Raw genomic sequence first — 21632 nt, forward strand, 5'->3', positions numbered from 1 at the left:
TGATATTTGCAAAAGGTTAGGGGGCGTCCGGGAGGGAGTGGACGCCCCCGGTTGCGAGGGTTCATCTTGGGGAATCAACCCTCGCTAGGGGTATCATTCCGCAGCCTCGGCCAGCGCGGCGTCGTCGTTGGCGGGCGAGAGGAATTCGCCCGGCATCGCGCCGGTGAACGCGCCGTTCTCGAAGGTCGGAACGCCGTTCACGAGGGTGAGGCGGGTCGGCATCGCAGCGCGGGTGAAGCGCCAGGTGGTGCCGCCACGGCCATCGGGCACGTCGTGCGCCTTGATCATCTCGCGGCGCTGGATTTCGTCCATGTTGAACACGGCAAGGTCAGCGCGCTTGCCGACAGCGATCACGCCGCGATCGTGCAGGTTGAAGTGGCCTGCAAGCTTGCCGGTCATGATGTGGATGGCCTGCTCCAGCGTCAGCTTCTTCTGCTCGCGGACATACTGTGTGAGCAGCAGCGCGTTCTCGCCGCCTCCGCACAGCATCTGCAGGTGTGCGCCTGCATCCGAGATGTTGCCGACGGTCCTGGGGTCGTTCATCAGCTCCAGTGTCAGGTCCTCGTCCTTGGGGAAGGGGGCCATGTGGACGGTGGAGCGGGTGCCGTTCTTGAGGATCCAGTCAGCCATCGCATCGGAGCGGTGGAGGCCGAGGCTGTCGGCATACTCCTTGAGCGTGATGTTGAGCGGACCGGTGCCGTTCTCGCTGTCAAGCAGGAACAGTTCCTGCGGGTTCTTCAGCGGCGAGTGATCCCACGCCTGCGTGTCCCAGCTTTCACGGGCACGGGCGCGCCATGCCGGATCGGCAAGGAGCTGCGCCTTCTTGTGGTGGTCGTCCTCGAGCACGACTTCGTGCCAGACGTAATCGTTCGACTGCGCGAAGATTAGCGACTTTACAAGGCTGAGCGTCGAAGTCGGCGAGACGTGGGCATAGCCCGGCCACACATCGACCCCGGCTTCACGCATCTTGCGCACCGACTCCTGCATCGCGGGCAGGATGCCCTTCTGGAATTCCAGCGTGGGGATGGCCCCGGCGATCTGGCACTTGATGTTGCGACCACCGAGCAACTTGGCGAGCCGTTCGAGGTTGGCCGGACCGGTCATGCGCATAAAGGTGTCGACGATGACCTGGTAGCAGCAGCCGGGGTAGCGCTCCATCACGTCGAACAGGGCTTCGAACTCGGCGTCGTTGGCCATCAGCGTGGGGACAGGGCGGTTCTGGCCGTCGTGGTCATGCATGTTGTCCGACATGCCGAGCGCGCCTGCAGCCAGAGCATCGTCGAGCAGTTCGGCCATCTTGGCGATCTCTTCCGGGGTTGCCTCGCGCTCCCAGGCCTCGACGCCCATCGCCGCCAAACGGATGGCGATGTGGCCGACATAAGCGGCGTAATTGAGCGGCGATTTGACGTTGCGTTCGACCGACGCGCGGTACTCGCTCCACTTGTTCCAGTCCCACGGCAGGTTCTGCATGAACGGGCCTTCGGGGATGTCTTCGAAGAACGAGAAGATGCCGATCATTTCGCGCTGGGCGGGCATGTACTTGTGCAGCGGCGCGGCGGAAAAGCCACAGTTGCCCAGGATCATCGTCGTCGCGCCATAGCCCGGCAGCGGATCGAGATCGGGCTGCCACCACATCGTGCCGTCATAGTGGGTGTGGCTCTCGATGAAGCCGGGGGTAACGTGGCAGTTGGTGGCGTCGAACACGCGCTCTCCAGCCGGGGCGAGGCCTTCGCCCACCTCGGCAATCACGCCGTCCTTCACGCGGACATCCGCCTTGAAAGCCGGGGCGCCGGTTCCGTCCACGACGGTACCATTCTTGATGAGGATGTCGGTCATTTCATTCTCCCGTTGGGTCCGTTGGATCGCTGCATGTTGCGCAGCATCGTCCGCAGAATCTTGTTCGTTGGGAGCAGCATATGCATGGGGGCGAATGTGCGAAGACGGGCTCTTGCCAAACGGATCATCCTGTTATCTAATTCGGATCATGACGCGATACGAGCCTACCGCATTGGCGATGATTTCCGCGCTGCGCCGTCATTTGCGCAAAGATGGATGGACTGTTTTACGACTTTCGCGGGAGCTGGGTGTCGGCGAGGCCACCGTGAAGCGTTGGCTGGCGGGCAAGGGACTCACTATTGACCGGCTGGAGCGCATGGCGCAGCTGTGCGGGCTGGTGCTGGGCGACCTCGCAAGGGAGGCAGAGGAGTGCCCCGGCGATCTCGCGCACGAGCTGACGCTGGCGCAGGAGAAGGCGCTGTCGACCAACATCTTCCTCTCGTTCCTGTTCATGGCCTTGCTGGGCGGCGTGTCGGCAGAGGAAGTGGCTGCGGACTTCAATGTCCCTGCTGCAGCGATGGATGCCGCTCTCGACCGGCTTGAACGTCTTGCCCTGATCGACCGCTTGCGCAGCGGACGGGTGCGCCCGCTTGTCGACCGCGCCCTGGTCTTCCGCAAGCAACCTTTGCGCGCCTTGTTCGAGGTTCACATGAAGCGCACGTTCTTTGAACTTGATTATTCGCAGCCTGAAACCGTCTACAGCGCCGAGACCGTCAAGCTATCACCTGCCGGTGCCGCGCAACTGGCCGAACTTATCGAGCGGCATCACGTGGAAGTTCAGATCCTCGCCGAACGCGACCGTGAGGGCCATGCCGGTGAGGCAGGCAGCGGCTGGTACGGCATGCTAAGTGTCATGCGGCCGCTAGACATGGAGCCGTTGCGCGTGGACGGCATCACCGCATGGACGGATGCGCTTGGATCGGGCGGCGCATAGGGAAGGTTTGAGAGACCGCTCAGCGCCTATGTCTACTTCTGAACCGCTGTGGGCCAGTTCAGCGATGGCCGGAGACGCCATGTTGGAATGTTTCCCCGGGGAAACACTCCAAATGGGATATCTGGCGCGCGCCGACCGTGATTTCCGCAATCGCGGCACAGTCGAAATCCCATTAGAACTCAGAGTTCTGCCGTCACACCTTCGTCCGCACCGGGCGGTACGTGCTGACCTGACCACAGGCGTTGCAACCTGTTGCCGAGAATATCGCCAGGCCCTTCGACAAAGCGGGGATTGCCGAACAGCGCCATGGTCGCATGCTGACGTGCCAGCGCTTTGCGGTCCTGTGCGACCACGGGCGCAAGGAACAGTCGGATCGCAGCCTGTTTCAGCCAGCCCGGAGCAAAGCCTCTCCGCGTGGAAAAGCGCGCGAAAGGCGTGAAGCTGCCATCGGTTGCCGGCGTGAAGATCGCCGTCACGCACAGCGTCAATCCAGCGTGTCCTTCCCAGCGCGCTTGCACGATGGTTGGTGGATAATAGCGAGAGATGCTGCGCTGCCGGTCGCGTTCCAGAAAGCGGGACATCAGGCCCAGGTCTGGCGCGTCCTGTTCGATCGCCATTTCGATGCCGTCACCATGGCTGGTGACGACGAGCCTCACCGGAAGGCGGCGATCCCGACGCCGGATGAAGCCGTGATGCAGGTGGCCGGTGTGGAACGGATCCATGACGTTCTCGATGGCATCGAAGGCGCGGCCCTGCCATGTGCCCTGCTGCCACCAGAAGTGATCGAGTTCGGGGTTGTCGAAGTCGGGCGGCAAAGTTGGTTCGTCAGGCGCAGCGTCGCTCAAGCTGACGAAAACGGCACCAGCCCGTTCGATCACGCGCAAGGGCTGCGCGTCCAGTTTCGCTTGCGGCAATGCTGCAGAAGGACAGCCCGGCACTTCGACACAGCGGCCATCGGCTGCGAACCGCCAACCATGGTAGGGACAGGACAGGGTTCCGTTCTCGACCCGTCCTTCGGACAACGGGTAATTGCGGTGCGGGCACCGATCGATCAGTGCGGCGATCCCCGAGGCGCTTCGAAACAGCGCGATCGGCGTGTTGCACAGCATGACCTTGCGCACGGCGCTGCCGCGAATATCTTTCGCAAGGGCAACCATGTGCCAGGCATCGGTAACTGTGTCGGGAAAGGCCATCAGGCCAGATCCTCCCCATTCCATTCGATATCGCAAGTGGTTGCGGCATTGGTCGATATGCCCATGACCAGACCCTTGAACGCAAACGCTGCCGCGTCGACCAGTGCCCCGAGGGCCGGAGCACGATCTCCAGGGCGGGAGATGGCATCGCGACCTTTTGCAAGCGTGGCGCACCATTCGCGCCACCGTCCCGTCCTGATGGCCAGGGGCAGGCCCAGCACCCACATCGCCGGCCCGAGGAAAGTTGGCCGAACATTGTCGATGGCGTGGCGCTGCGGCTCACCGGTCATGGCGGCAAAAGCTGCGCCTTGCGCGATCAGGAGATGAATTCCGCTGGTGGCTCGGGGATTGCATTCGAGCAGCCACGGCTTTCCGGCGATGTCGAACATGACGTCGCAGGCGAACTGCCCATGGACCAGGGCTTTACTGGCCATTGCAGCGGCGATTTCGTGCAGAAGTTCCGAACGGCTGCTGTCCAGCGGCTCGAAGGCATAGGATGCGCCACCGCCTAGCCGCCAGCGCGAGCGGTATGGGGCAAAGCCGGTCAGCACCCCATGATGCGCGACAGCATGAAAGCACGCTTCCTCGCCCGCGATGCGCCGCTGCGCCATCCAGCCGCCCGCAGCGATCTGCGTAGATGACGCAAGTTTAGCCGCACTCGGACCCACCATCGTGCGGTCGCCGAAGCGGCCAAAGCGCGGTTTGAAAACCCAGTCACGGCTGCTGTGCAGGAATGGCGCCAAGTCTTCGGCACTTTCGATCGCGTGGCTTTCGGGTGCATCCACGCCCCAGGCACGGCAGGAGGTGGCAAAGGCCAGCTTGTCATGCAATTGGCGTAAGGTCACCAGATCAGGGGCAAGGAGCCTGCCCGAAAGCGCATCGCGCATCGCCGGCGCGGCGAGGTGAAACACCTCTTCGCACGTGGGCACGACGAGCGCGATGCTGTGACGTTCGACTAGTTCAGCGATTCTTGCGCGAAATTCCGCTGCACTGGAGCGGGGCGAAGGGTAGCGATGGTGTAGCACCGGCAGGCGTGACCAGCGGGCCATGCGCGAAGTTACGCAATCGGCCAGATGAACGTCCCACCCTTCGGCCACGAACGCGCGGGCGAGATCCAGTGCGGCGGCGGCCCTTGCCCCGGTTATAAGTACTGCCCTAGCCATCGCGCCACACCACCTTGCGGCGCTTTGGTCCGTGCCAGTCGGGCAAGTCGTGGCGCACTACCGGTTTCCGGCCGACGAGGCGCTCAAGCCCGGTGGCAGCCTGCGCAGCGCGGTCTGACGGACAGAGCGATCCGACTGCCAGGGATATCCCGTGTCGGTCTGCCGAAGCCTGCCACTGGTGCTGCGGCGTCAATACGCTCTCGACCGCGGCGATGACCTGAGGCGGGGTGATGCAGTAGGCATCGAAGCGCCATATGTCCTGAACCCGTCCCTCGACCGGCCTGATCACGCGCCCGGCAAATCCGCATGGGCAGTTCTGCTCGCCCCACTCGACATAATCGTCGCCAATGATACGGACGATGGGCTGGCTGTGGCGCCTGAGATCGGTGACGACCGGACGGAAGCCGCGCGTTCCCGCGACGGGTTCCGCTTCAATCTCAAGCGAGTGATCGTTAAGGTGCAGACGGCCTGCGGCACACTCGGCTCCCAGAAAGCCCTCTGTCGCCTGCAAGATCGACCTTGGCCTGATACCGAAAAACGCAGTAACCAGATCGCGCTCGCCACTGCTCATCGGCTCGCTGCCGAAAAACAGATGGCGCAAGGTTGGAAGTGTGGCGCCTAGGCAGGCCAGCCCGATCAACCGCGATGGCGGAGCGATCAGGATTGTCGGGGCGTAGTCTTGCAGGGCCCTGGCGCTATCGCAGACCGCAAGCTCTATCGGGAAGTGTGCGAAGCGCAGTCTTCTGCGGGCCGCATCGCTGTACAGCGCATTGCTGGCCCGCAAGTGCAGGGCGAGGCGCTGCGAGCGCAGCAGGGCGGAGAACGGCAGGAGGCGCGCAAGACTCTGGCCGATGTAGTCCGCACGTTCGGCAGCCGTCGCCACGAACAGTCCCCGCGTGGCGCCGCTGCTGCCGGTTGACCAACCTGCGCTGAGGCCTGTGGTTTGCGGTTCCATTTCTGCAGCATCGGCCAGGCGGCGAAGGGCCTCGTCGCTGAGCGAGAGGCTGTTCCACGCGCCGTAATCCTGACGCATTGAATGTACCGGCGTTACTGGAAAAGCTTCGAGCGGCGCACCCGCGAAGGGCGCAAGCGCCGGAGTTCTCGCCAGTGCTGGCTGAAGGTCCGCCCACAGCCGCCGCCTGTGTTTTGCAAGGTCTTGCGCGTTACGCGACATCGCGCGGCGCGTGCGCAGCCATGAGGCGGCAATGCGTTCAAGCTGCATCATCATCATCACCGCGAAAGGCGCGGGCGGTGCTGGCGCAATGCGATGGCAGGATGGCCAGTTCAGGATTGCGATGCGCCGCGCTGCACAGCAGGTCCAGCGTTTCGCGATAGCGGCGCGTATTGCCGAGCAGTGTGGTGGTCAGGCGCGGCGGCGCTCGTCGTTCTGCGATGGACCGTCCGGACCAGACCGCATCGGCAGCGAGCAATACCGGCTGCCCCCGCCGTGTCTCGAAAGCCAAGCCCCAGTGTCCGGCGCAATGCCCGGGCAGTTCAACCGCCAGAAGGCTGCCATCGCCGAGAATGTCGTGCCCCTGCGCAAAGGGTGCGAAGGCACTTGGCAGGGTAACCGGACGGGCATCTTCAAAGTAGCGGGCCATTGCATCGACATTTTCCGGCACCAGCTCGGCCAACAGGCCGTTTCGGACGCGCGCAATCCGTCCTTTCCCGCGAAGGGCATCGAGGCCGGCCCGGGCGCAGTAGACCGGCAAGTGCGCGAGATGGTGCAAGCCCGCGACATGATCGCCGTGGAAATGCGAGACAATGGTCCCGGCAATCGCTGCCCCGTCGATGCGGTGGTGCTGCAGCCAGACCTGCCAACGCTCAGCCTCGCCGATCGAAACCGGCGTTGTCCAACGGTAGAAGCGCTCCGGGAAGGGCCGCGTCGCTGCGATGAAGGCAGGGTCATAACCGGTATCGAACAGGAATAGCCCAAGCGCCGGATGCTCGATCACGCCCACCATTGCCGGAAATTCGACAGCGCAGAGGCTGCCGCCGGCGATGGTCATGCCCTCGGGGTGGCGACACGATCCGCGCTCAAGCCACCTGAAGCCGACGCGGATCATGGCTCACCTCGATTGACAGCGAGCTTGCGCGCCTCCGCCAGCAGGCTTTCGAAGGCATTGTGCCGGGGGCGGTAGCCAAGCAGGCGCTGCGCAGGTTCCTGATCGAATGTCTGCGACCAGCCTAGGGTGGCCAGGGTGTAGCGGGTCAGCACAGGCTCCTTGGTGGCGCCTGCAAGCCGGGCAAAGGCCTCCAGAGCAATCGCCATAAGCCGGGCAAGACCGATCGGCACCGTGACCAGTTTCGGAGACGTGCCGAGGCTCGTCGCAAGTCCCATCGCTATGTCGCGCACGGAAAGGGCTTGGCCGCCCGAGATATTGATCGCCCGGCCACGCAGTGCCGAGGCGCGATGTTCTGCCTCGCATATTGCCCAGGCCGCGTCCCTGAGATCGGTCATTTCAACAAGCGCCCTGCCGCCACCGGGCAGGGGCATGCGCGCCCTTTGCGCAAGTTCGACAAGGCGTGGCAGAACCACCCGATCCCCTTCGCCGACGAGGGCGCGCGGACGGATGGCACAGCAGGCTATCGCGTCGTCGCGTGCGGCCAGGACCAGACGTTCGGCCGCAAGCTTGGTCAGGGCATAGGCATTGAGCGGGTGCGTGGGTGCATTGGCCTCGCCGATGGAGAGGCGGTTGCGAAATGCCGCGAAGATAGAGGGCGAGGAAACGAAGACAAAGCGTTGCACGCCCGCGGCGCCGGCGACCTCGAGCAATCTGCGCGTCGCGGTGATGTTGGCGGCGACGAAGTCCCGCCGGTTGCCCCAACTTGCTGAAAGGGCGGCAGCGTGGATGACGCTGTCGCAACCGTCGATCAGCACTGGAAGACAAGCGTGCTGTGTGACGAGGTCCATAGCGACGAATTCAGCCCCCATCGCACGAAGCCTGGCGCCCGCCTGATGCGATCGGCCCGTCGCCATGATTTGGTGACCTCTCGCCAATGCTTCCCTCACAATGGCGAGGCCGAGTCCGCCAGTTGCTCCGGTGACGAGGATGCGACGCCTGCTCAAAGCCGGAGAACCATGGCCGTGGCGCTGATCCCGGCTGCGGTGCCGAGCAGCAGCACGGCGTCACTCTGCCGCGCCGCGCCAGTCTCGAGCGCATGGGCCAGCACGGTCGGGATTGATGCAGCAATCTGATTGCCGGTCGTCGCGAAAAGATCGATCACGCGGTCGCAGCGCGGGGCAAACAGGCGTTTGACATGGGCCACCCCGGGTGCGCTCGCCTGATGGCAGACGACGCAGGCAATGTCTTCCTGGGCGAGACCAGCGTCAGCCAGTGCGCGGTTGATGACCCCCGGCAGGGCCTTTGCTGCGGCCTTGAAAATGCCGAAAGCATCCATCTCGAAGTGCGATCCGGCGGTCAGCGCATCATACCCCTCACTCACCCGCAGCCGGGTGCCGCCGGCGCGCAACTGCGCGAGGGGATGATGCGCGCCCTGTGTCACGCTGGCAACAGAGCAGATGCCGCGGTCGGGTTCGTCACAAGCCTCGATGGCCAGGGCTGCGGCGCCATCGCCGAAGATCGAACGCGTCTTGGCATCTGCGGGGTCGAGCCCTGCAGATGCAATGTCACTGGCGAAGACCAGCGCCCGGCGCCAGCGCCCGGTGGCGATGCCCATCCCTGCAACATCAAGTGCGGTCACGAAAGACAGGCAGGTCTGGTTCACGTCAAAGCACGGTACGCCCGATCGGCCGAGGCCGAGCCGATCCTGCACCATCGCCGAAGTCGACGGAATGGGCTGCTCCATCACGCCGCATCCGCCGATGATCACATCGGGCGGACCATCCCAACCAGCGCGATCAAGCGCCATGCGCGCGGCCGATGCGGCCATCATCGAGGTCGTTTCGTCGGCCGCGGCGACATGGCGTGCGGCAATGCCGAATTCGCGTTCCGTCCAGCCCGGATGTTGGCCATGCCGGAGATCGAGATCCAACGACGCAACCACCTCCCGCGGGCGGTAGCTGCCCCATCCAGCTATGGCGAATCGGCTGATCATCGTCATGCATCCCCTATGCCGGGAACATGCTTCAAAAACTGAACGATGTCTAATTAAAATTATACACCGTTCAGTTTGGCTTTGTCAGGCCTGTTCGGCTGCTTCGAGTTCGGCATCAGGCTCGCTGTTGGGTGCAGCTGGCTGCAACGCCATTTCCCCCATCGTGACGTAATCGAGCTTTCCGGTGCCGAGCACGGGGAGCGCATCGACCACGCGAATATCGCGCGGAATCATCAGTTCGGTGACGCCGTTGGCACGGCCCCACTCCTGCAGGGCCTTGTGCTCTGCTCCCGGCGCAGTGGTGAAGAGGACAAGCTGTTCGCCCTTCTTGGGATCCGGCCGTGTGACGATGGCATGGTCGAAGCCCGGCCAGCATTTTGCGGCGTAGCCTTCGACCGCCGGGAGCGACACCATCTCGCCGCCGATCTTGGCAAAGCGCTTTGCCCGGCCACGGATCGTGATGAAACCGGCTTCATCGATGGTGACGATATCTCCGGTATCATGCCAGCCTTCGAGTGGCGGCTGAAGCTTGCCCGGAGCCGAGGCAAGGTAATACCCCGCCATGACGTTTGGCCCGCGAATGAAGAGGCGGCCGCCTTCGGCAATGCCGGGCACCGCTTCGAGCCTCGTTTCGACCGCAGGCAAGGCGCGGCCGACGCTGCCAGCCATGAAATGCATCGGCGTGTTGACCGCGATGACCGGCGCGGCCTCGGTCGCCCCATAGCCTTCGAAAATGCGCAGGCCGAACTTCTCGGCATAAGTCTTGCGCGTTTCGTCCCGCACTTTTTCCGCACCGGCAAAAATGTAGCGCAGCGAATAGAAGTCGTAACCGTGGGCCATGCGGGCATAGCCCGACAGGAAGGTGTCGGTGCCGAACATGATCGTGGCATTTGCGTCATAGGCGAGCGCCGGGACGATGCGGTAATGCAGGGGGCTGGGGTAGAGCACCACCCGGATACCGCTGAGCAAAGGCAGCAACGTACCGCCGGTAAGGCCGAAGGAATGGAACACCGGCAGAGCATTGAGCACGATGTCGCTGGCGTTGAAATCGATCCGCGCGGCGAGCTGGGCGCAGTTCGACAGCAGGTTTCGGTGGGTCAGGACGACGCCCTTGGGCACGCCTTCCGAGCCGCTGGTGAACAGGATCACGGCAGGGGCTTCAGCGGCAATGCGATGCTTCAGGTGGCGCTTTTCGGCGCGCCCCGCGCCCAGCAGCGCGCGCAGCTTTTCGAATGCGCCGATTGTTGCGCCGACGTCTTCCAGCCAGATGATGCGCAGACCGTCAGCTTCCAGAGCGGCGATGACATCGTGGAGCTTTGCCTGATCCACGAAGGCGCGGGCAGTGACCACGGTGCGGATCGCAGCGGTCATGCAGGCCGAGCGCATGTTGGCAACGCCCACGGTGAAGTTGAGCATGGCGGGAACGCGGCCGATCGCTTGCAGTGCGAAGAAGGCGGCGACCACGCCATTCACGTTGGGCATCAGCAGGCCGACGGCCTCGCCCGGTGCGGTGCCTTGGGCGAGGCGCTTGCCCAGCACGGTGGTGGCGGCAAAGAGCTTGTCGTAGCTCAGCGGTTCGCGCTTCACGTCTTCCACGACCAGCGCCTTACCGCCGTGGATTGCCCGCGCCTCGCACAGGGCGGAGAACAGGGTGCGGTCGGTGTCGGACGTCGCGAACATCATCGCGCTCATCTCGTCATAGAGGCGACGACCGGCCACGGCGCGGCGCTGGCGCGCGGTCATTTCGCCTTCGATCGCAAAGCGGCGCGGGGGCAGGACGGTTAGCGTGATCTTGGGAAACCAGCGCAGGCGGACCTTGCCCTGCATGCGGGAAAAGCGCGTGTACTGCGGGCCATCGAGGCGCATTGGAATGATAGGGGCGTCGGCCTTGTCGGCTACCATGCCGGGGCCGTCGAATACCTTCATCAGCGCACCGGTGCGGGTGATGCGGCCTTCGGGGAAGATGACGAGGGTGCGCCCCTCCTTGACCGCCTTGACCATCGCCTTGGCAGCCATCGGGTTGGTGGGATCGACCGGGAAGGCGCGGAACAGCTTGAGGAAGGGCTTGATCCAGATCGAACGTGCGATCTGGGTGTTGACCGCGAACGTCGGTTTGCCAGGCAGGAATGCGCCGAGCAGCACGCCGTCAAGAAAACTGACGTGGTTGACGACGACCACGGCCCGCTCGCCCGGCTTCGGCATGTGCTCCATGCCCGAAACCTCAACGCGATAGAGCACGCGCAAGGTCAGGCGGATCACGTCCTTGAAAAGCGTTTCAGGCAGGAGCCAGACCGAAGCCAGAGCGACGAACAGCGTGGCAAAGCCCAGCGCACCGATAAGGCCGGGGACATCGACGCCAGCGGCGAGCAGACCCGTTATCGCAAGCACCGCCAACACGGTGAGGCCGGCGTTGACGACATTGTTGGCGGCGATGATCTGTGAGCGTTTGTCTTCCGGGCTGGCGACCTGAAGGATTGCATAGAGCGGCACGATGAACATGCCGCCCGAAGCTGCGATCACGGCAAGGTCAATCAGGATGTGCCAGGCGCCGGGGGTGGCGAGGAACTGCGCGGTGGAGGCGCCTGCCGTACGGACTTCAAAGCCGCTGGTCGCGATCCATAGGTCAATCAGTCCAAAGGCGAGGATCAGGGCGGAAAGCGGCACCCAGCGCGCCGAAACCTCACCCTTCAGCAAGCGGTTGACGATCAGCGAGCCGACAGCGATCGCGATCGAAAAGACCACCAGGAACAGCGTGGCGACTTCCTGCCGCGCGGCGAGCGTGCCCGAGACGAGAGGGGCGAATTCACTGACCAGAACTGCACCAGCAGCGAAGAACCAAGAGATGCCAAGGATCGAAAGCCAGACGCCGCGACCTTCCCGCGCCGTGGCCAGAATGGCTTTCGTGCCGCGCCACAGATTCCGATCAATCGTGTGAAGTGAACCGCTCGGCGGGGCGGCGGGCACGGCGAGGCTCATACCGAAACCGAGGATTGCGATTCCGAAGGCGGCAAGGCCTGCTTCCCATGGCGGGACTACGCCTGCCAGCAACTGCCCACCGAGGATGGCGAGGAAGGTGCCACCCTCGATCAGCCCGGTGCCACCCATGACTTCGCCCGCATGCAGGTGCTGCGGCAGGATCGAATACTTGACCGGGCCGAACAGGGTGGAATGCAGGCCCATCAGGAACAGGCTGGTGAGCAGCAGCGGGATCGACAGGAACCAGAATCCGGCCAGCGCCGCGGCCATGATGGCGACCTCGGCGCCCTTGATCCAGCGGATCAGCCGCGCCTTGTCCACTGCATCGGCGAGCTGCCCGGCAAGCGCCGAGAACAGGAAATAGGGCAGGATGAACAGGCCCGTTGCCACAGCTGCCAGCAACTTTGCATTCGCAGGATCTGTCGCGAAGATGCCGAAGTTCGCCAGGAACAGCATCGCGAACTTCAGGAGATTGTCGTTGAACGCGCCAAGGAACTGGACCGTGAAGATTGGGCCGAAGCGGCGCTTCGTCAGCAAGCTGAAATCGGGAGACGACATAGGCACCTTTCGCGTGTTCGATGCTGCCATACCGGAGCGTGGGTTCCGGCGAGGTTAAGAGGCGCATTTTCCCTTTGCCCCCCATCTGATTCGCAGTGCTATCGTAAAAATATACGGTGTTCAATTAAATTATTGGACAGTGTTCATTTTCGTGGCTAGTTTCGAGGGCATGGGACGCAGATCGGATCACAGCCGCGAGGAATTGCGCGAAATTGCTGTAGGAGCAGGCCATCGGCACATGGACGAGGTTGGCTTCGCTCATTTTTCAGCGCGCGAAGTTGCCAAGCGGATCGGATACTCCATCGGTACGATCTACAACGTGTTCGGAAGCTATGATGCGTTCATCCTGGCGATAAACGGCCGCACTCTTGCCCTTTGGCGCGATCATCTGGTCCGAAGGCTTGAAAAAGTGGAGCAGGACAGGCTGCGAGCGGCCATCGCCGCCTATTTCGAGTTCGCCACCGCGCACCGCCACGCCTGGGCCGCCATCTACGACTTCCGCCTGCCTGAGGATGCAGCGCCGCCCGAACGCTATCAGGACGAAGTGCGCGCCATTTTTGACATCGTGGTAGCCGAGGTGCACGCTGCCCTGGCTCCGTCGCGGAAGGGCGATGCCGAAGCGCTCACCAGGTCGCTGCTGGCCTCGGTCCACGGCCATTGCGTCTTTGCGATGAATGGCACTTTCGCCATGCTGGGCGAGAAAGCTCCTGCGGAAGCGGCATGGGATCGCGTGCAGGAGGCTGTGTCGGCGATGACACCCGGGCAACGCAATCAACGCTGACGATACAACTCTGCTGGGCGGAATGGCGTCTCGGTTTCACGTTCGCCAGTCGCTTCGATCCATCCCGTGTCGAGCATGCGGCGGCGGAAGGCAGGCTTGTTGAAGGTGGTGCCGATTATGGCCTCATGGACGGCTTGGAGGTCGCGCAGAGTGAAGAGGTCAGGCAGCAGCGCGAAGGCGATGGGCGTGTAGTCGAGTTTGCCGCGGAGCCGCTCGTGCGCTGCGGCGATGATGGCGGCGTGGTCGAATGCGAGCGGCTCGCAAGGTTCTTTGACCGGGCGTAGCGCGAGATCGGCTTTCGATGTAACGGCTCGTTCCAGAACCGCATGTGGTAACAGAGCGAAGTAGGCAACGCTGACTGTGCGCATCCGTGGGTCGCGCTGCGGATCGCCGAAGGTGTAGAGTTGCTCCAGCCAGGCGCTGTCCTGCGCATCAACGCCTGCCTTGCCCACCAGCACGCGCCTTGCGGCATCGTCCAGCGTCTCCTCGATGCCAACGAACCCGCCCGGCAGCGCAAGCGCGCCGACGTACGGCTCTTCGCCCCGGCGCTGCAGCAGGACCGACAGAACAGCGTCGACGACGGTCATCAGCACGAGGTCGACAGTGACGGCAAAGGGTGGATGGCTCATGGAAACCAACTTATATCTTGACTGGATATAAGTCCAGTGCGCATAAGGTTGCAGCGAGTCGGGGAGTCCGCCTCGCCATGATCATCTGGGGGAGCCTCGGATATGAGCAAGTTTGATTTCGGCGTCTTCATTGGACGCTTCCAGCCACTGCACATCGGCCACGAACACGTCATCGCGCGCACGCTTGAGCAGGTCGAGCGGCTGATCGTGCTGGTGGGATCGGCCAATGTCGCACGAGATCCGCGCAATCCCTTTACCTACGCCGAACGTGAGGCAATGTTGCGCTCCGCCTTCCGGCATGAGGTAGCGCAAGGCCGCCTGATCATCGCGCCGATCGACGATCACCTCTATTCCGATACGGCCTGGGTCACGCAAGTGCAGCGCAAGGTCCGCGCCCTGGTGCTCGAGCATGGCAATGGCCACGGCTTCCAGAACCATGGGCTCAGCGACTTCCGCGTGGCTCTGGCGGGTTATGGCAAGGACGCCTCGTCCTACTACCTCAAGCTGTTCCCGGAGTGGGAGAACCTTCAGGTGGAGAGCCAGTACGGCACTTTCTCGTCGAGCGATGTGCGCCAGCGCTATTTCCAGCGCATCCCTGAAGTGCCCGCCAGCATCCTCTCTGCAGGCGTCGCAGATTTCCTGGGCGAGTTCATGCTGGAAGAGACGTTCAAGGCGCTGCTTGAGGAAGCCGAGTTTCTGGCGGCTTATCCTGCGCAGTGGGGGAAGGGGCCCTTCGTCACCGCCGATGCGGTCGTCGTCCAGTCGGGCCATATCCTGCTGGTCGAGCGGGGGCGCGCACCGGGCAAGGGCCTGCTCGCGCTGCCGGGCGGGTTCGTCAATCCCGCCGAGCACATCCGCGACGCTGCGATCCGCGAGCTGCGCGAGGAGACCGCGATAAGCGACGGCAAGGGCCAGATCCCGCCGGCGATGCTCGCCAGTTTCATTGAGGACGCGCGCACGCGAGTGTTCGATGCGCCGAACCGCTCGCTCCGCGGGCGTATCATCACGCATGCTTTCCTGTTCCGCCTGCCTGAACGGCGCAAGCTGTTCAGCGTGAAGGGCGGTGACGATGCTGCCCATGCGCAGTGGTACCGCTTTGGCGATCTTTCCCCGGAAATGCTGTTCGAGGACCACTGGGCCATCATCGAGGAAATGGCCGACCTTTGAAGACTGAAGCGCCGCGCAGGGGAGTCCTGCATCCGGCGAAAATGTGAGGAGTTCACATCATGACCAACCTGATCCTGGCAACCGACAGCTACAAGCACAGCCACTTCCTGCAGTACCCGCCCGAGACCCGCGCGATCAGCGCCTACATCGAGGCGCGGCCCAACGACTTTGCTGACGAAGTGCTGTTCATGGGCCTGCAGCCCTATCTCATGGACTATCTGGGGCGTCCGATCACCCAGGCTGACATCGACGAGGCCGAGGCGATCTGCACCGCGCATGGCGTGCCCTTCAATCGCAAGGGCTGGCAGATCATCCTCGACGAGCATGGCGGCTACCTGCCGATCGAGATCCGCGCTCTGCCTGAAGGCATGATCGTGCCGACCGGGGTGCCCTTGGTGCAGGTCGAGACGACAGACCCGCGCCTGCCGTGGCTGGCAACCTTCATCGAGACCGCGCTGCTCCGCGCAATCTGGTATCCGACCACAGTCGCCACGCTCAGCCGCCAGTGCCGCCTGATCATCCGTGCCGGGCTCGAGAAGACCAGCGAAGATTTAGAAGGACAGCTGCCGTTCAAGCTGCACGACTTCGGCGCACGCGGCACCAGCAGCGGCGAGAGTGCAGGCCTTGGCGGCATGGCCCACCTCGTCAATTTCATGGGCACCGACACCATGGAAGGGCTGATCGCCGCCCGTCGCTACTACGGCGCGGACATGGCCGGCTTCTCGATCCCGGCGGCCGAGCACAGCACGATGACCAGCTGGGGGCGCGAGCGCGAGGAAGCGGCCTATGCCAACATGCTCGACGCCTTCGAGGGTGAAGGCAAGGTCGTCGCCGTGGTCTCGGACAGCTACGACCTCGATGCGGCGCTGACTGGAATCTGGGGCGGGAGCCTGCGCGACAAGGTGCTGGCGCGCAAGGGCACGCTGGTCGTCCGGCCAGACAGCGGCGATCCGGTGGAAACCCCGGTGCGGGCGGTCAAGACCTTGTGGGAGGCCTTCGGCGGCACGGTCAACGCCAAGGGCTACCGCGTGTTCGATCCCCACGTACGCGTGATCCAAGGCGATGGCATGACGCCTGCCACGATTGCCAAGTTGATCGAAAGGCTGATCGAGGAACGCTTCGCCATCGACAACATCGCCTTCGGCATGGGTGGTGGCCTGCTCCAGCAGGTCAACCGCAACACCTTGCGCTTTGCAATGAAGGCCAACGCCATGCGTGATGCCGCCGACGTGTGGCACGATGTGGCCAAGGCCCCTGCCACTGACCCCGGCAAGGCCAGCAAGGCGGGACGGCAGGCGGTCACTTTCGAAGCAGGCCGCATGCTGGCGCGGCGGATGGAGCAAGTGGATGACGCCGACAACCTGCTCCGCCCGGTCTGGCGGAATGGGACTTTGCTGGTTCGACACAGCTTTGACGAACTGCGGGTCAGGGCGGTTTGAAGGGTGAATGGAGCGGCGGGACCTGTCGCTCCATTCAGAATGGGCGGTCGAATGCCATCTGCGAGCGTTGGACGTAAGGCCGCTGCTGATACGCGATGATGCGTTTCTGCCGGATCCAGCAGTCGTTCGACAGCAGCGCAGACTTTGGCTTTGCCCTCAACCGGATAGACTTGACGGAGCATACGCCCCAGAAACCTCAATTTGCCTCGCTGCGGCTGGATAGCCGCGAACGCCAGTGGCCAGCAGGCGCGAACATCCTCCTGTAGTTCAGGATTTTCGCTGACGTCGGCGAATGTGGGTGCAATGTAAAATGGAGCGGGTAGCGGGAATCGAACCCGCATAGCCAGCTTGGAAGGCTGGAGCTTTACCACTAAGCTATACCCGCTCGGGCCAGCAGGCCTGATTGGCCGGTGGTGCAGGCGCGCTTGCCACGGACTTGGCGATCTCGTCAACCTCGGATCATGCATCAATTCACACCGGCGGTTGACACTGCACCATAAAGATATATCTTAGATGCACTGAAGACAGTCTAGAAAAGCGAGTAATCATGCCCTCCAGCCGCGCCACCGTCCCAACCGCAAACGCCAGCCGCTACTTGCAGCAACTCTGCAAGCATTGGGGCCACAAGTTCGAAGTCTCTTTCGATCCTACCCAGGGGCGCGTGGCTCTGCCGTTCGGGCCAGTAGACTTGAAAGCCGATGATGCGGCACTCGAGGTAACCTGCACGATTACGGGGGAAGGCGATCTCTCGCGGATGCAGCAGGTGGTCGCCGATCACTTGAATCGGTTCGCCCACCGGGAAGGCGAATTGACGTTCGACTGGCAGCCGATGGACTGATGCCTCAAAGCGCGAACAGCCCCGCGCTTACTTTCAAGGAAACGGAGCCCCGAGGTTCGTGCTGCGCGGTCACTCCTGCCTTTCCATGAACACCCGGGCGCGGTCGGCGGCCCAGTTCTGCAGGGCTTCGGTGCGCAGGCGGGCGCCTTCGGGGTCGGCTTCGAGGGGGAGAACGGATTCCACGATCTGGTCGAAGTGGACGCGCAGACCGTCCTTGGCTTCGGGGTAGGGGATCACGTAGAGCTGGTTGGCCTCGATCGCGCGCTTGACGTGTTCGGCAAGTTCGACCGGGTCCATGCCGTGCTGGTGGATCGAGTGGAGCGAGGCGATCGAGTCCTCGTTCTCGACGTAGCCGCTTTGGCCGAACTGGGCAGGGCGCAGGCGGCTGGCTTCGGCGATGTTGGACTTGATGTTGGCCGGGCACAGCACCGATACGCCGATGCCGTGCTTTTCGAGGCCCTGACGGTAGCTTTCCATCAGGTTGATCACTGCAGCCTTGGCCGCTGAGTATGGCGCGGCAAGAGCGCTGCCCATCAGACCGCCCAAGGACGAGGTGGTGACGATGTGGCCGGGCCTGCCGCTCTTGATCATGCGGGGCACGAACGTGACCATGCCGTTGATTACGCCCCCAAGATTGACGCCGATGATCCAGTCGAAATCGTCGTAAGAAGTGTTCTCGACCGGGCCGAAGCTGTTAACCCCGGCGGTGTTGAACAGCAGCGTGGGTGCGGCGCCGAACACGGCTTCGACTTCGTCAGCGGCACGGGCGTAGGCAGCGCGATCCATGATGTCGAGCACCAGGCCGTGGGCGGTGATGCCCTCTGCGCGCAATGCGGCGAGCGCCTGATCGATGGCCTCGGCCCGGATATCCGCGATCACGACCTTTGCGCCGGTACGGCCGAAGACCTGCGCCTGTCCCAGCCCTGCGCCCGAAGCGCCGCCGGTGATGAACGCGATCTGATCGTTGAAGTCTTGCACCTGTGCGGCTCCTCTGCCTGATATTGTTAGTGTTACTTACAAAAACCGCGCAGCGAGGGCAAGCGTCGCCGGCAATGCGCTTGTAATGCGCATGATTGACCGCGGTCGCGATACCATGCACAAAATGCGTAACGGAATAATGCGCGTGAAGCGCGAAGCGAAAACGGGAGAGAGTATGGGCGAGATTTTTCCGGCCGGAGCGACGATCGTGTTCGGCGGCAGCGGAGGCATCGGCCGCGGCGTGGCGCTGGAATTCGCGCGCGAGGGCAGCGATGTGGCGGTGGTCTATCGCTCGAAGGAGGACGTGGCCCGCGCGGTGGCCGACGAGATCGCTGCGCTGGGGCGCAAGGCCACGATTCACCGCGCCGACGTGCGCGATCGTGGGCAGGTGCAGGCGGCGCTGGCGGGCGCGGTCGAGCAGCATGGCCGGGTGCATACGGTGGTGTGGGGAGCAGGGCCGGTGGTGCCGCAGGTGGCGATTGCCGACTGGACCGAGGAAATGTTCCGCACGTCGATGGAGATCGAGGCGTTCGGTTTCAACAACGCCGTCCACGCCGCGCTGCCGCACATGCGGGCAGGAGGTGGGGGCAGCTTCGTCCATCTCGGCTCGGCCGGGCACGATTGGTGGCCCAAGCTCGATGGCCTGTCGGTGGCGCCCAAGGCCTGTAACGAGGCGCTGATCAAGGGCATTGCCAAGGAGGAGGGCTTTCACGAGATTCGCGCCAACTCCATCCTGGTTGGCGTGATCGATGCCGGGCAGTTCAAGATCGGGCAGGAGGCCGGCACCTTTACCCCGGAATGGGAAGCGGCGGTAAAGGCGATGCTGCCGCTGAAGCGCTGGGGCACGCCGCAGGACATCGGACAGGCCGCGGTCTATTTCGCATCGTCGCGGGGCAACTACGTGACCGGGCAGACGATCTCGGTCGGCGGCGGCTTCGGTGTCTGAGGCTGGCGCGCGGGCGCTGGCGCCGCGTCCGATCGGCGTGGACGAGATGGCAACGCGCGAGGCGCTGCGCCATCTCGTCACCGCCTATGGCCACTGCATCGACCGGCGCGACTGGGATCTGCTGCGCACCCTCTACCATGACGACGCGGTGGACGATCACACGCCCTATTACTGCGGGCCGGTGGATGGCTACATCGCGTGGCTGCCGGGCATGATGGCGAACTGGCGGGCGACGATGCACACCGCGCTCTCGGCGCTGTTCGTGGTGGACGGCACGCGCGCCCAAGGCGAAATCACGGCGCGGGCGTGGCACCTGACGCTGGATGGCGAGCGGCAGTTCGTAGCCTGGGGGCGCTACGCCGATCACTACGAGCAGCGCGACGGGGTGTGGCGGTTTGCCCGGCGCTCGTTCATCCTCGACCATGCCGAGGACCTGCCTGCCGCGCAGGGCGATGATTTCGGCAGTGACGGCGTGGGCACCGGGCGGGCCGGGGCGGACGATCCGGTCCATGCACGGCTTTCGCTGTTTGCGCGAACGGATGCGTAATCAATGGTAGCTTTCGATACGCATAATACGTTTGGGTGATGACGCCGGCGCAGGGCTGGGCGATCTGGCGGGCACGAAACAAGCACTCACGAGAATGGGAAGAGAATGAGCGAGACGGGTGGGAAGGCGCGGCTGCGCTATGCGGTGATTGGTGCCGGGATGTCCGGCGTGATGGCGGCGATCAAGCTGCTGCAGCGCGGCGATGCCGATTTCGCGGTGTTCGAGAAGGGCGCGGAACTGGGCGGGACCTGGCGCGACAACCGCTATCCGGGCCTGACCTGCGACACCCCGTCGCATGCGTACAGCTACAGCTTTGCCCTGAACCCGGACTGGAGCGCCTACTACGCCACCGGGCCCGAGATCCACGCCTACTTCAAGGGCGTGGCCGAGCGCTTCGGCGTGATGCCGCATATCCGGTTCAACAGCGAGGTGACGTCGTGCACTTTCGACGATGCAACGAAAGTGTGGACGCTCGGCATCGTCGATGGTTCGACCTACGAGGCGGACGTGGTGATCGTGGCCACTGGTGTGCTGCATCACCCGAAGATGCCCGACCTGCCGGGGCTGGAGACGTTTGCCGGCAAGGCGTTCCATTCCGCGCGCTGGGATGACAGCGCCGTGCTCGACGGGGCGCGCGTCGGCGTGATCGGTTGCGGGTCGACCGGGGTCCAGATCGTCAACGCGCTGAGCAGCCGCGCCGCGAAGCTGGTGCATTTCCAGCGCTCGCCGCAATGGATCATGCCGGTGGTGCAGTTCGAATACACCGCCGAACAGCGCGCCGCCTTTGCCGCCGATCCTTCGCTTATCGAGGCGATCCGCAACGATCCGCAGTACTGGGAGGCGGTCTATCGCTTTACCGAGGGCGTGACCGACTTCACCAGCCCGCAGATGCAGGAGATCGAGGGATACTGCCGCCAGAACCTGGAGCAGAGCGTGCGCGACCCGATCTTGCGCGAGAAGCTGCGGCCCGATTACCACGCCGCGTGCAAGCGCCTGATCTACTCGTGGGAATACTACGAGTGCGTGCAGCGCCCCGGCGTTTCGGTGGAAGTGGGCGCGATCGAGCGGATCGTACCGGAAGGGGTGCTGATGAAGGACGGTACGCTGCATGAGCTTGACGTGCTGGTGCTGGCGACCGGCTTCCGCGCCGACAGCTTCATTCGCCCGGCCGTGGTGACAGGCCGTGAGGGGCGTTCGCTCGACGAATTCTGGGCGACGCGGCCGACCGCGCACTATGCGATCGCGATGCCCGATTTCCCGAATTTCTTCATGCTCAACGGTCCGGGGGCGCCGGTCGGCAACTTCCCGCTGATCGACATTGCCGAGCGGCAGTGGGAGTACATCGAACAGCTGCTCGAGCCCGTCCGCAGCGGCGAGGCGCGCACGGTGGAGCCGCTGACCCCGGCATACGAAGCCTATGAGGCGCGGCGCATCGCGGCGGCGAAGAAGACGATCTTCGGATCGGGCTGCACCAGCTGGTATCTCGACAAGACCGGCATTCCCGCCACCTGGCCGTGGGGCTACCACGACTTCGCCAATGCCATGGCCAAGCCGGTGGCCGAAGAGTTCGCGTTCGCGGTCTGAGGCG

General features: G+C 63.8%; 18 protein-coding genes and 1 tRNA gene. 8 read left to right on the top strand and 11 right to left on the bottom strand.

What is annotated here, in order from left to right:
* Nucleotides 1-93 precede the first annotated feature (93 nt).
* Entirely contained in the window at nucleotides 94-1836 is a 1743-nt protein-coding gene (locus ACZ1JY_RS17680) for a D-aminoacylase (RefSeq protein WP_118075315.1), read from the bottom strand.
* Between the two features lie 148 nt (nucleotides 1837-1984).
* Here ACZ1JY_RS17680 and ACZ1JY_RS17685 point away from each other — a divergent pair, with 148 nt between their 5' ends.
* Entirely contained in the window at nucleotides 1985-2770 is a 786-nt protein-coding gene (locus ACZ1JY_RS17685) for a helix-turn-helix domain-containing protein (RefSeq protein WP_465131538.1), read from the top strand.
* Nucleotides 2771-2949: 179 nt separating this feature from the next.
* Here ACZ1JY_RS17685 and ACZ1JY_RS17690 read toward each other — a convergent pair whose 3' ends face one another.
* The 7 genes from ACZ1JY_RS17690 to ACZ1JY_RS17720 form a co-directional block, all read right to left on the bottom strand.
* Complete coding sequence (locus ACZ1JY_RS17690; protein WP_465131539.1) at nucleotides 2950-3963, bottom strand: Rieske 2Fe-2S domain-containing protein; 1014 nt, start codon at nucleotides 3961-3963, stop codon at nucleotides 2950-2952.
* The gene (locus tag ACZ1JY_RS17695; RefSeq protein WP_465131540.1) at nucleotides 3963-5126 is read right to left on the bottom strand and encodes an ATP-grasp domain-containing protein; all 1164 of its coding nucleotides are present in this window, start codon (nucleotides 5124-5126) and stop codon (nucleotides 3963-3965) included. Before ACZ1JY_RS17695 ends, ACZ1JY_RS17690 begins: the two co-directional genes overlap by 1 nt.
* Nucleotides 5119-6354, bottom strand: a complete 1236-nt coding sequence (locus ACZ1JY_RS17700; RefSeq protein ID WP_465131541.1) for a hypothetical protein — start codon at nucleotides 6352-6354, stop codon at nucleotides 5119-5121. Before ACZ1JY_RS17700 ends, ACZ1JY_RS17695 begins: the two co-directional genes overlap by 8 nt.
* Nucleotides 6338-7135 (bottom strand): MBL fold metallo-hydrolase, encoded by a 798-nt coding sequence (locus tag ACZ1JY_RS17705; protein ID WP_465131542.1) that lies wholly within the window; start codon nucleotides 7133-7135, stop codon nucleotides 6338-6340. Before ACZ1JY_RS17705 ends, ACZ1JY_RS17700 begins: the two co-directional genes overlap by 17 nt.
* A gap of 53 nt (nucleotides 7136-7188) precedes the next feature.
* On the bottom strand, nucleotides 7189-8139 hold the full coding sequence (locus ACZ1JY_RS17710) for an NAD-dependent epimerase/dehydratase family protein (RefSeq protein WP_465131562.1): 951 nt from the start codon (nucleotides 8137-8139) through the stop codon (nucleotides 7189-7191).
* A 53-nt stretch (nucleotides 8140-8192) separates the two neighbouring features.
* Entirely contained in the window at nucleotides 8193-9185 is a 993-nt protein-coding gene (locus ACZ1JY_RS17715; protein WP_465131543.1) for a 3-oxoacyl-[acyl-carrier-protein] synthase III C-terminal domain-containing protein, read from the bottom strand.
* An 84-nt stretch (nucleotides 9186-9269) separates the two neighbouring features.
* Nucleotides 9270-12719 carry an acyl-[ACP]--phospholipid O-acyltransferase gene (locus ACZ1JY_RS17720; protein WP_465131544.1) on the bottom strand — a complete coding sequence of 1150 codons (3450 nt, stop codon included), beginning with the start codon at nucleotides 12717-12719 and terminating at the stop codon, nucleotides 9270-9272.
* Nucleotides 12720-12888: 169 nt separating this feature from the next.
* Here ACZ1JY_RS17720 and ACZ1JY_RS17725 point away from each other — a divergent pair, with 169 nt between their 5' ends.
* Complete coding sequence (locus tag ACZ1JY_RS17725; RefSeq protein ID WP_118075321.1) at nucleotides 12889-13500, top strand: TetR/AcrR family transcriptional regulator; 612 nt, start codon at nucleotides 12889-12891, stop codon at nucleotides 13498-13500.
* On the opposite strand, the gene ACZ1JY_RS17730 is transcribed toward ACZ1JY_RS17725, so the two are convergent.
* A complete protein-coding gene (locus tag ACZ1JY_RS17730; RefSeq protein ID WP_465130950.1) occupies nucleotides 13491-14129 on the bottom strand; it encodes an NUDIX hydrolase in 639 nt (212 codons plus the stop codon). The two genes, ACZ1JY_RS17725 and ACZ1JY_RS17730, sit on opposite strands and share 10 nt — an antisense overlap.
* A gap of 102 nt (nucleotides 14130-14231) precedes the next feature.
* Between ACZ1JY_RS17730 and ACZ1JY_RS17735 the strand changes: the two genes are divergently transcribed.
* Together ACZ1JY_RS17735 and ACZ1JY_RS17740 are read left to right on the top strand one after the other, a co-directional pair.
* Complete coding sequence (locus ACZ1JY_RS17735; protein WP_465130951.1) at nucleotides 14232-15296, top strand: bifunctional nicotinamide-nucleotide adenylyltransferase/Nudix hydroxylase; 1065 nt, start codon at nucleotides 14232-14234, stop codon at nucleotides 15294-15296.
* Nucleotides 15297-15355: 59 nt separating this feature from the next.
* Nucleotides 15356-16735, top strand: a complete 1380-nt coding sequence (locus ACZ1JY_RS17740; RefSeq protein ID WP_465130952.1) for a nicotinate phosphoribosyltransferase — start codon at nucleotides 15356-15358, stop codon at nucleotides 16733-16735.
* Nucleotides 16736-17046: 311 nt separating this feature from the next.
* On the opposite strand, the gene ACZ1JY_RS17745 is transcribed toward ACZ1JY_RS17740, so the two are convergent.
* Nucleotides 17047-17120 (bottom strand) — tRNA-Gly (locus ACZ1JY_RS17745).
* 162 nt (nucleotides 17121-17282) lie between these two features.
* On the opposite strand from ACZ1JY_RS17745, the gene ACZ1JY_RS17750 reads away from it, so the two are divergent.
* Entirely contained in the window at nucleotides 17283-17573 is a 291-nt protein-coding gene (locus ACZ1JY_RS17750) for a DUF2218 domain-containing protein (RefSeq protein WP_168904328.1), read from the top strand.
* 69 nt (nucleotides 17574-17642) lie between these two features.
* On the opposite strand, the gene ACZ1JY_RS17755 is transcribed toward ACZ1JY_RS17750, so the two are convergent.
* On the bottom strand, nucleotides 17643-18551 hold the full coding sequence (locus ACZ1JY_RS17755) for an SDR family NAD(P)-dependent oxidoreductase (protein ID WP_465130953.1): 909 nt from the start codon (nucleotides 18549-18551) through the stop codon (nucleotides 17643-17645).
* 175 nt (nucleotides 18552-18726) lie between these two features.
* Here ACZ1JY_RS17755 and ACZ1JY_RS17760 point away from each other — a divergent pair, with 175 nt between their 5' ends.
* The 3 genes from ACZ1JY_RS17760 (at nucleotide 18727) to ACZ1JY_RS17770 (ending at nucleotide 21628) form a co-directional block, all read left to right on the top strand.
* On the top strand, nucleotides 18727-19497 hold the full coding sequence (locus ACZ1JY_RS17760) for an SDR family NAD(P)-dependent oxidoreductase (RefSeq protein ID WP_465130954.1): 771 nt from the start codon (nucleotides 18727-18729) through the stop codon (nucleotides 19495-19497).
* The gene (locus ACZ1JY_RS17765; protein ID WP_465130955.1) at nucleotides 19490-20044 is read left to right on the top strand and encodes a nuclear transport factor 2 family protein; all 555 of its coding nucleotides are present in this window, start codon (nucleotides 19490-19492) and stop codon (nucleotides 20042-20044) included. Before ACZ1JY_RS17760 ends, ACZ1JY_RS17765 begins: the two co-directional genes overlap by 8 nt.
* A 105-nt stretch (nucleotides 20045-20149) precedes the next feature.
* Complete coding sequence (locus ACZ1JY_RS17770) at nucleotides 20150-21628, top strand: flavin-containing monooxygenase (RefSeq protein ID WP_465130956.1); 1479 nt, start codon at nucleotides 20150-20152, stop codon at nucleotides 21626-21628.
* Nucleotides 21629-21632 lie beyond the last annotated feature (4 nt).

It is taken from the genome of Novosphingobium sp. BL-A-41-Hi4B-X5A (genome assembly GCF_055521705.1).

What these genes read in the sequence shown, in the direction of transcription:
- ACZ1JY_RS17680 (WP_118075315.1), bottom strand. Translation starts at nt 1,836, where the DNA reads ATGACCGACATCCTCATCAAGAATGGTACCGTCGTGGACGGAACCGGC.
- ACZ1JY_RS17685 (WP_465131538.1), top strand. Translation starts at nt 1,985, where the DNA reads ATGACGCGATACGAGCCTACCGCATTGGCGATGATTTCCGCGCTGCGC.
- ACZ1JY_RS17690 (WP_465131539.1), bottom strand. Translation starts at nt 3,963, where the DNA reads ATGGCCTTTCCCGACACAGTTACCGATGCCTGGCACATGGTTGCCCTT.
- ACZ1JY_RS17695 (WP_465131540.1), bottom strand. Translation starts at nt 5,126, where the DNA reads ATGGCTAGGGCAGTACTTATAACCGGGGCAAGGGCCGCCGCCGCACTG.
- ACZ1JY_RS17700 (WP_465131541.1), bottom strand. Translation starts at nt 6,354, where the DNA reads ATGATGATGCAGCTTGAACGCATTGCCGCCTCATGGCTGCGCACGCGC.
- ACZ1JY_RS17705 (WP_465131542.1), bottom strand. Translation starts at nt 7,135, where the DNA reads ATGACCATCGCCGGCGGCAGCCTCTGCGCTGTCGAATTTCCGGCAATG.
- ACZ1JY_RS17715 (WP_465131543.1), bottom strand. Translation starts at nt 9,185, where the DNA reads ATGATCAGCCGATTCGCCATAGCTGGATGGGGCAGCTACCGCCCGCGG.
- ACZ1JY_RS17720 (WP_465131544.1), bottom strand. Translation starts at nt 12,719, where the DNA reads ATGTCGTCTCCCGATTTCAGCTTGCTGACGAAGCGCCGCTTCGGCCCA.
- ACZ1JY_RS17725 (WP_118075321.1), top strand. Translation starts at nt 12,889, where the DNA reads ATGGGACGCAGATCGGATCACAGCCGCGAGGAATTGCGCGAAATTGCT.
- ACZ1JY_RS17730 (WP_465130950.1), bottom strand. Translation starts at nt 14,129, where the DNA reads ATGAGCCATCCACCCTTTGCCGTCACTGTCGACCTCGTGCTGATGACC.
- ACZ1JY_RS17735 (WP_465130951.1), top strand. Translation starts at nt 14,232, where the DNA reads ATGAGCAAGTTTGATTTCGGCGTCTTCATTGGACGCTTCCAGCCACTG.
- ACZ1JY_RS17740 (WP_465130952.1), top strand. Translation starts at nt 15,356, where the DNA reads ATGACCAACCTGATCCTGGCAACCGACAGCTACAAGCACAGCCACTTC.
- ACZ1JY_RS17750 (WP_168904328.1), top strand. Translation starts at nt 17,283, where the DNA reads ATGCCCTCCAGCCGCGCCACCGTCCCAACCGCAAACGCCAGCCGCTAC.
- ACZ1JY_RS17760 (WP_465130954.1), top strand. Translation starts at nt 18,727, where the DNA reads ATGGGCGAGATTTTTCCGGCCGGAGCGACGATCGTGTTCGGCGGCAGC.
- ACZ1JY_RS17770 (WP_465130956.1), top strand. Translation starts at nt 20,150, where the DNA reads ATGAGCGAGACGGGTGGGAAGGCGCGGCTGCGCTATGCGGTGATTGGT.